General features: G+C 73.5%; 6 protein-coding genes. 3 read left to right on the forward strand and 3 right to left on the reverse strand.

The window, feature by feature from the left end:
- The first annotated feature begins 359 nt into the window (after positions 1–359).
- Complete coding sequence (locus ACFQ79_RS26340; protein WP_383587770.1) at positions 360–2,420, forward strand: SpoIIE family protein phosphatase; 2,061 nt, start codon at positions 360–362, stop codon at positions 2,418–2,420.
- Positions 2,421–2,446: 26 nt separating this feature from the next.
- Here ACFQ79_RS26340 and ACFQ79_RS26345 read toward each other — a convergent pair whose 3' ends face one another.
- The 3 genes from ACFQ79_RS26345 to ACFQ79_RS26355 all read right to left on the reverse strand — a co-directional run bounded on the left by ACFQ79_RS26345 (position 2,447) and on the right by ACFQ79_RS26355 (position 4,204).
- Complete coding sequence (locus ACFQ79_RS26345) at positions 2,447–3,079, reverse strand: DinB family protein (protein ID WP_383587773.1); 633 nt, start codon at positions 3,077–3,079, stop codon at positions 2,447–2,449.
- Between the two features lie 170 nt (positions 3,080–3,249).
- The gene (locus ACFQ79_RS26350; protein WP_355958468.1) at positions 3,250–3,645 is read right to left on the reverse strand and encodes a helix-turn-helix transcriptional regulator; all 396 of its coding nucleotides are present in this window, start codon (positions 3,643–3,645) and stop codon (positions 3,250–3,252) included.
- Between the two features lie 79 nt (positions 3,646–3,724).
- On the reverse strand, positions 3,725–4,204 hold the full coding sequence (locus tag ACFQ79_RS26355) for an Lrp/AsnC family transcriptional regulator (RefSeq protein ID WP_383587777.1): 480 nt from the start codon (positions 4,202–4,204) through the stop codon (positions 3,725–3,727).
- Positions 4,205–4,432: 228 nt separating this feature from the next.
- Between ACFQ79_RS26355 and ACFQ79_RS26360 the strand changes: the two genes are divergently transcribed.
- Both ACFQ79_RS26360 and ACFQ79_RS26365 read left to right on the forward strand, forming a co-directional pair.
- Positions 4,433–5,845: an FAD-dependent oxidoreductase gene (locus ACFQ79_RS26360; protein WP_383587780.1), complete on the forward strand. Its 1,413-nt coding sequence runs from the start codon at positions 4,433–4,435 to the stop codon at positions 5,843–5,845.
- A 276-nt stretch (positions 5,846–6,121) separates the two neighbouring features.
- A complete protein-coding gene (locus tag ACFQ79_RS26365; protein WP_383587783.1) occupies positions 6,122–7,144 on the forward strand; it encodes a hypothetical protein in 1,023 nt (340 codons plus the stop codon).
- The last annotated feature ends 67 nt before the right edge of the window (positions 7,145–7,211 follow it).

Raw genomic sequence — 7,211 nt, forward strand, 5'->3', positions numbered from 1 at the left:
GGCAGAACCCGCGTACACAGAGGTCGGACCGACTTTCGCAGCCCCGAGCCGCCCGCACATCCGTAGAACTACGGAATCCGTTGTCCGGTTGTCCCCTCCTCCCGCTCGCCACTCCGACTCGCCACTCCGACTCGCCACTCCGACTCACCACTCCGACCCACCACTCCGACCCACCACTCCGACCCACCACTCCGACCCACGACTCCGACTCGCCACCCCGCTCCCCACTCCCAGCCCCGTCCGCCCTCCCCACCGCATCGATCGGCCGCACTGCGCAGAGCCCACCCCCAGGTACTCGGCTAGGGTGATTCGATAGGGAATGCGCCCCCCGGGGCCGGGCCGATGCGTAGGTCGATGCGTTGGAGAACCACGAGTCGTCGAGCAGGGTTCCGCAGCCGCCCCGGGCGGCCGTCGGGGACGCGGGTGTGCTCCGCGAGCTGCTCCCGATCGCCCTGTGGCGTGAGGACGCCGAGGGTCGCATCGTCGAGTGGTCGCTCGCCGCGCAGGATCTGATCGGCCACCGCCCTGAGCATGTGATCGGACGGCTCGCCACGCCCCTCCTCGTCCCCGACGACAACCGTGAGCTCGCCGAACGGCTCACCCATCGCGTGCAGGCCGGCGAGACCATGGTCGGCACGCTCCCCGTCCGGCACCGCGACGGGCACACCATCGCCATGGAGATGTGGATCGTGCCGGCCGCCGACCCGGAGGGCCGGCCGGGCGCGATGCTCATCGCGGTGGAGACCTCCGAGGTCCTGCGCATGCGGGAGAACCTCGCGGCGATGGAGAGCCTCTTCACCCAGTCGCCGATCGGTCTCGCCCTGCTCGGCCCCGACCTGCGGTTCCTCCGGGTCAACGACGCCCTGGCCCGGATGAACGGGGTGGCGGCCGCCGAGCACGTGGGTCACCGTCTCACCGAGGTGGTGCCCGGTGTCAACGCCGCCTCGCTCGAATCCCTGATGCGCCAGGTCATGGAGAGCGGGAACGCCGTCGTCGACGCCCGTCGGGTCGGCCGTACCCCCGCCGACCCCGATCGCGACCACATCTGGTCCTGCTCGTACGCCCCGCTCATCGACCGCGCCGACCGGCGGTCCCTGGGCCTCATCGCGTCCCTCGTGGACATCACGGAGAGCCAGGAGGCCCACACCGAGGTCGAGCGGGCCCGCCACCGTTTCGCCCTGCTCGCCGAGGCCGGGGCACGGATCGGCACGACCCTGGACCTGCAGCAGACGGCGGAGGAGACGGTGCGTTTCCTCGTGCCGCAGCTGGCCGACTCGGCGGACGTCCAGATGCTGGAGTCCGTCCTCGAGCCGGACGACCCGGTCGCCTCCACACGCGGGGTGCTCCGCCGGCTCGCGGCCCGCTTCCCGGACCCCACGGCCCCCACGTCCCTCCTCGTCCCGGGGCAGACCTTCCAGATCCCGCTGGACTCCGTGTACGAGGGGGTCGTCGCCCGTGGCCGCCCCACGAACCTCTTCACGTCCGACATCCCGCATCTCTTCACCGACCCGCGGACCGAGGCGCTCCGCACCTACTTCGCCACCCGCATCGGCTCGGCGCGGCTCATCCCCATGGTGGCCCGCGGCCAGGTGCTCGGCTCGGTCACGGTGACCCGGCTGCGGACCCGTGAGCCCTTCGACGCGCAGGACTGCGTCCTCATCGACGAGGTCGTGGCCAGGGCCGCCCTCAACATCGACAACGCCCGCCTCTACACGACCCAGCGGGAGGCCGCCCTCACCCTTCAGCGCAGCCTCACCAACAGCGCCCTGCCCGACGTCACCGGACTCGAACTCACCGGCCGCTACCTGCCCGCGAGCGCCCATGACGTCGGCGGCGACTGGTTCGACGTCATCGCCGTGCCGGGCGGCAGGACGGGTCTCGTCATCGGCGACGTCATGGGGCACGGCATCCACGCGGCCGCGGTCATGGGCCAACTGCGCACGGCGGTACGGACCCTGGCCCGCCACGACATCCCGCCGGTCGAGATGCTCAGCTCCCTCGACGCCGTCGTCGCCGACCTCGGTGAGGACACGATGGCGACCTGCGTGTACGCCGTCCACGACCCGGCCACCGGCGCCTGGGTCATCGCGCGCGCCGGTCATCCACCGCCCGCCGTCGCCACCCCGGACGGGACGATCGCCTTCCTCGAAGGGCCGCCGGGAACCCCGCTGGGCACGGGCGCCCACGACTTCGGCACCGAGGAGGTCGCCCTGCCCGAGGGCGGGCTGCTCGTCCTCTACACGGACGGCCTCATCGAGGCCCGCGACCGCGACCTCGACGAGGGGATGCGGCAGCTCGCCGGGGCGCTCCGGCATATCGACCGCCCCTTGGGCGAGTTGTGCGACGACATCCTGAAGCAGTTGCTCGCGGCGCCCGCGCAGGACGACGTGGCGATCCTGCTGGCCCGTACGACCGGCTGAAATCCCCTACGGGGAAGGGGGGTTCCTCAGGATCCCGTGTGCCGGAGCCGGTACAGGTCGCGGAGGAGGGCGATCTCCGCCCCGTGATGCAGGAGTTCCTGGTTCACCCACCAGACGGTCTCGAGGAAGGGATCCTCCGGATCGCTGCCGTGCGGGTAGCTGCTGTGTCCGACCGTGTCGAGCGTCGTGTCGTCGACGGACAGCAACGCGTCCCGCCAGGCGCCGGCGGCGGTGTCGAACGCGGCGACGGCCGTCGCGACGTCCCCGCTGATCGCGTAGTCGTCGCGGGTGAGGGTGCGACTGCCGTTCGTGTGGTCGGCGCGGAGCGCGAGCAGCTCGCTCAGGTGGCTCAGCCGCCAGGCGATCGTCGTGAACGGCGGCGGGGCCGGGTGCGGTGGCGGCGTCGCGTCCCGGCCCCAGTCGCCGGAGACGCTGCCGGTCAGCACGGTGGCGCGGGGCCCGGGACCGTCGGTGCGGCGCCGGACGGACCAGCAGCCGGGGCCCGGCTCCCAGAGGTACTCCGCGTCGGTCATCGGCCCGACCTCGACGTCCGTACCGTTCCCGCTGTCCATCACCGGCCCCGCCATGCGGTCGGTCAGTCGCCGCCGGGCGAAGTCGAACTGGTCGAGGAGGGGGAGGAGTCGTGCGGGTATCGCCATCGGGGCTCCGGATCGCAGAGAGGCGGGGCGGGACGTTCGGCGGATCGGGGGTGATCAGATCCGGCCGGTCGCAGGTGGAGCGACGAGCCGCATCAGGCCCGGTCGGCGGGCAGGTGGAGCGACGAGCGGGAACCGGCCCGGTCGATCGGCACGTGGGGCGAGGAGACGGATCAGATCCGGTCGATGTGCACGCTCGTCGACTTCACGCGGGCCGTGGCCTGCATGCCGACCTCGAGCCCCAGCTCCTCCACGGCCTCACGGGTGAGGAGCGAGACGAGCCGGTGCGGACCGGCCTGGATCTCCACCTGCGCGGCGATGTCGCCGAGTTTGACGGCCGTGACGATGCCGGGAAACGCGTTGCGCACCGACGTGTACGCCATGTCGTCGTCGCCCTGGCCGCTCTGCGCGACCTCGACGGAGAAGGCTGCCAGGTCACGGCCGTCGATGAGGCGTCGGCCGTTCTCGTCGCGATGGGTGACGAACCGGCCGCCGTCGGCCCAGCGGCGTGCGGTGTCGGGGCTCACGCCCAGCAGGCGCGCCGCCTGCCCGATGGTGTAGGACTGCATATGCGAGAGATTACGCCGCCGAGGCTCGCATATGCAAGGAAAAGGCGCATGTCACGCCTTTCGGGGCAATCCCTGTGATTCAGCTGGAAGGCGACCGCCGGCCGACCGCCTCGACCAGCGGCAGCAGCCGGTGGGCCACCCGCTCCCGCAGCGCGATCTCGGTACGGGTGCGGACCACCCCGGGCAGCTGGATGAGCCGCTGGATGACGTCCTCCAGGTGCCCGGCGTCGCGGGCGACCACCCGGGTGAGCAGATCTCCGCCGCCGGTGATGGAGAAGGCCTCCACGATCTCGGGCACGGCCGCGAGCGCGTCGCCGACCTCGTCGAGGTGCCCCTGGGTCACCTCGACGTGGACGAAGGCGAGCACCGGGTGCCCCAGCGCGGCCGGGGAGAGCACCGGACCGGTCGCGGTGATCACTCCGTCCCGCTCCAGCCGGTCGATCCTGGCCTGTACGGTGCCCCGCGCCACGCCCAGGATCCGCGCGTACTCCCGCACGCTCGTCCGCGGCTGCTCGATGAGCAGCCGCAGGATCCGGGTGTCGAGCTCGTCCACGGCCATGCTCGGCGGTCCTCCTGGGTTCCTTCGGCCCGGTACGGCGGTGCCCGGGGTCGGAATCGTTTCATTCCGGTACGGAATCCGCTTCTCCGGGGCCCTCCGTGCGCCTCCCGGAGTCCTTCCGGGCGCAGGGCGGTGGCCGGAAGGCGACTGAGCCCGGGCGGCTCCGGGTATCTCCCGAGGAGGGGGTTACCGCGTGCCTCCGCCGGGCACCCGCGGAGAGGAGCGGTCATGCGACGCGGATCCGGGAACTCGTACTGGACGGCGTCGGCACCGTCGCCCGATGCCGCGTACCCGCCCCTGGACAGTGATCTCTTCGCCGACGTGGCCGTCGTCGGGGCCGGTGTCGCCGGCGTCTGCACCGCCCGTGAGCTGGTCCGCGCGGGCGCCGACGTGGTCCTCCTGGAAGCCGACCGGATCGCGACCGGCGTGACCGGGCACGCCGCCGGCGAACTGACATCCCTGCACGGCCTCTGCTACGGACACCTGCGCCGCCGCCGGGGCGCGGAGGCCACGGCCCTGTACGCCGACGCCCAGGAGGACGCCCTGCGCCAGGTGGCGCGGGACTGCGCGGAACTCGATGTCGACGCGGAGCTCGAACACCGGCCGGCGTTCACGTACACCGTCGACGAGGGGAGTGCGGCGGAGATCCACGAGGAGGCGGATGCCGCCGGGGAGGCGGGCGTGCGGGCGAAGACGGTGACCGAGACGGGGCTTCCGTACCCGGTCGTGGCCGCCGTGCGCGTGGAGGACCAGCTGCAGTTCCACCCCCGCCGGTACCTGCTCGCCCTGGCGGACGACTTCGTCGCGCGGGGCGGTCGCCTCCACGAGGGCACGCGCGTCACCGAACTGCACGACGGCGCCGAATGCCGTCTCACGGTGGACGGCGGAGCCGCGGTCCACGTCCGGGACGTCGTCCTCGCCACCCACTTCCCGCTCCGCTGCCACAGCAGCCTCCTGGTGCGCCTCTCGGTGCGCCGGGAGCTCGTCGTCGCCGCGTCCGTGGACGAACGCCATGCCCCGTACGGCATGTACGTGACGTACGACGACGGCGCCCGGTCGGTGCGTACGGCTCCGCTGGGCGAGGGGCGGCGGTTGCTGATCGTGGCGGGCGAGGCGTTCGAGCCGGGCGGCGGGGGAGTGCCCGAGCGGTACGACAGCCTGGAGGCGTGGGCGCGCGGACATCTGCCGGGCTTCGCCGAGGCGGCGGAGACCCACCGGTGGGCCGCCCAGGACGTCCACACACCGGACGGGATGCCCTGCGTGGGCCATGAACACCCGGACACCCAGCACGTCTACCTCGCCACCGGCTTCGGCGGATGGGGCCTCAGCAACGGCGTCGCCGCCGGCCGCCTGCTGGCCGCGCACGTGACGGGCGCGCCGCGACCTGCCTGGACGGAACTCGTCGACCCGCGCCGCCACCTGCCGGTACGCGAGGTACCCGGGGTCGTACGGCAGCAGTCCACGGTGGCGCGCCACTACGTGGCGGGCCGGCGGGCGGCACGACGCTGCACCCACATGGGCTGCGAGCTGGGCTTCAACGAGGCCGAACAGACATGGGAGTGTCCCTGCCACGGTTCCAGGTTCGCAGCGGACGGCACCGTCCTCCAGGGCCCGGCCACGCACCCGCTGGCGGAGGACTGAGCCCCGCGGACGGCGAGGCCGGTGCGCAGTGCAGAAGGGACGTCTGCGCGGGGTGAAGCGCACGGCGGACTGGAAGGGGAGGACGGCAGGGGGGAGGGGAACGGCGGCGAGGGGAAGAGGACGGCCGGGGTGGGGAGCGGCTGGGGAAAGGGAACGGCCGGGTGAAGGGCCCGGCCGTCCTCGAAGACCGCCCGAGTGGGTGATCGGACCGGGCATCCGGCGGAGGCGGCGAGCGGGATCCCGGCCCCCGCGCGTGATCAACGCAGAGTGGGCGGCGTGGATGTCGAGGAAGTCGCCGAGGAGTTGTACGGGCTGAGGCCGGCGGAGTTCGTGGCCGCGAGGGACACGTACGTGGCCCGGGCGCGCGCGGCGAAGGACGCGAGGGCGGCGAAGGCCATCGCCGCCCTGCGGCGCCCGTCGCTCGCCGCGTGGGCGGCGAACCGGCTGGCCTTGCAGCGGCAGCCGGAGGCTCAGCAGTTCCTGGCGCTTGGGGAGACCCTGAGGGAGGCCCACCGGACGCTCGACGCCGAGCAGCTGCGGGCGGCGAGCGGGCAGCGGCAGCAGCTGGTCACCGCGCTCGCCCGCACGGCCGCCACGCTCGCGGGCGAGGCGGGGCTGTCGGTGAGCGACACGGTGCTGCACGAGATCGAGCAGACCCTGCACGGCGTGCTCGCCGACCGGGACGTCGCCGAGCTGTGGTCGAGGGGCCGGCTGGTCAAGGCGCCCGAGGCGGCGGTGGGATTCCCCGAGGTCGCGCCGGAGGCGGTACCCGCACCCCGGGCCCCGGCCGCCGAAGCAGCCGAAGCCACCGCGCCCATCGCGCCCACCACGACCACGGAGCGGACCGGGAAGACCGGGACCGGCGGAACCGCTGGGCCCACCGGGAGCGAGGAGGCGGCCGGAGCCGTCGGACAGCCGGCGCCGAAGAAGAAGCCGGCCCGCGGTGAGGAAGCGCGGCGCCTGCGCGAACGCGAACGTGCCCGACTGCGCGACCTCGAACGTGCCCGTACGGCGGCGGAGGAGGCCGACGGCGAGGTCGGCCGGCGCGAGCGGGAGCTCGTCGAGGCCCGCGACGCGCGCCAGGCCGCGGCGGAGGAGGCCGAAGAGGCGGCCGAACTGGTCAGCCGTCTGGAGCGCGAACTGCACGACGGCCGGAAGGCCAGGCAGGAGGCGAGGACGGCGTCCACGACGGCCGGCAAGGCGGTGACGACCGCGGAGCACGCCCTGCGGGACGCCCGGCGCGCCGCCGCGCAGGCCGCCCGCGCCGTTCAGGACCTGGAGGGCCGGAGCAAGGAGTGAACCGAACCGGTCGCCTCGGCACGGCTCGCCGGGCCGAGGCGACCGGGCCGGGACGGCGACCCGTGCC

The organism is Streptomyces sp. NPDC056480 (assembly GCF_042795405.1).
In the GTDB taxonomy this organism is placed as follows: Bacteria; Actinomycetota; Actinomycetes; order Streptomycetales; family Streptomycetaceae; genus Streptomyces.

What these genes read in the sequence shown, in the direction of transcription:
- ACFQ79_RS26360 (WP_383587780.1), top strand. Translation starts at nt 4,433, where the DNA reads ATGCGACGCGGATCCGGGAACTCGTACTGGACGGCGTCGGCACCGTCG.
- ACFQ79_RS26350 (WP_355958468.1), bottom strand. Translation starts at nt 3,645, where the DNA reads ATGCAGTCCTACACCATCGGGCAGGCGGCGCGCCTGCTGGGCGTGAGC.
- ACFQ79_RS26345 (WP_383587773.1), bottom strand. Translation starts at nt 3,079, where the DNA reads ATGGCGATACCCGCACGACTCCTCCCCCTCCTCGACCAGTTCGACTTC.
- ACFQ79_RS26355 (WP_383587777.1), bottom strand. Translation starts at nt 4,204, where the DNA reads ATGGCCGTGGACGAGCTCGACACCCGGATCCTGCGGCTGCTCATCGAG.